The 1,032-nt window shown below is 67.3% G+C and carries 2 protein-coding genes; one reads left to right on the plus strand and one right to left on the minus strand.

What is annotated here, in order from left to right; all coding sequences use genetic code 11:
* The coding region (locus EON91_RS14605; RefSeq protein WP_292096157.1) for a hypothetical protein at positions 1-352 on the plus strand (352 nt) is incomplete at its 5' end.
* On the opposite strand, the gene EON91_RS14610 is transcribed toward EON91_RS14605, so the two are convergent.
* Positions 349-1,032: LytTR family DNA-binding domain-containing protein (locus tag EON91_RS14610; RefSeq protein WP_292096160.1), on the minus strand; the 684-nt coding region annotated here is incomplete at its 5' end. The two genes, EON91_RS14605 and EON91_RS14610, sit on opposite strands and share 4 nt — an antisense overlap.

Consider the following 1,032-nt stretch of genomic DNA (forward strand, 5'->3'; position numbering starts at 1 on the left):
AGGAACGGCACGCGCGGATCTGACCATGCTGCTGCGCCTGTTCTTCGATGCGGGTTCGGGCGTGCTGCTCTGGGCGTATGACGATGCGGCGAAGGCGCGGTTCGGGTATCCGGTCGAGGCCGATATGCTGGATGTGTCGCCGGAGCTGCGGGCCGAGATCGAGCAGCTGGTGCGGGATTATGACGACACGTTCGACTGGGACAATCCGGCGAGCGGCGAGCCGGTGGCGCCGGATCGCACCATGTTCGGGTATGAGGACAATCCGCCGTTCGGGCATCGGGTGAGGGCGTTGCTACCGAAGCTGCGCGCGGCGTTGCCGGACATTGCGTTCGAGAGCGACTACGAGGGCTAGAGCCAGCCCGCGTCCTTGACGGCTTTCTGGTAAGTGCGGCTGACGGGGGCTTCGGCGCCGGATTTCAGTTTGAGCGTGACCTTGCCATCGCCTCTGGCGACGTCGGCGAGACCCTGGCGGGCGACCCACCAGGAGCGGTGGGTCTGCTGGCCTTCGAGGGCGGCGAGCTCGCGGACGGCATCAGCGAGGCGCATCAGGACCATGGTCTCGCCCGCGCTGGTGTGGACGCGGAGGTAGTGGTCTTCCGCCGAGACGGCGTAGACCTGCGCGGCGCGGAACTTGACCGGCAGGCGGGCGGCGAAGGCGGAGCCGGACGGGGCGGCTTGCGGGGAGGTGGTCGCCGCGAGCGAGGCGTCGGCGGTGGCTTTCTTCTGGTCCTGGAACCTGTCCACGGCCCAAGCGCCGGTGGTCAGGATCGCCGAGATTACCAGAACATACAGGTATTGTTGCGCCCACCAGGGCGGTGAGGCGACCGTGCCGTCGCCAATCGCGTCGATCACGACGAGGCCGGCCGTGATGGGCAGGGAGATGATGGCCGAGACGACGATGATCGGCACGGCGGGGTGGAACTTCACCAGCCACTTCTCGAACACCAGCGGGGTGACGACCAGGCTGGTCATGGCGCCGATCAGCATCAGGACGGACCAGTAGGCGATGCGTTCAGGCAGGGGGATCTCGCC

This window comes from Brevundimonas sp., assembly GCF_004210735.1.
In the GTDB taxonomy this organism is placed as follows: Bacteria; Pseudomonadota; Alphaproteobacteria; order Caulobacterales; family Caulobacteraceae; genus Brevundimonas.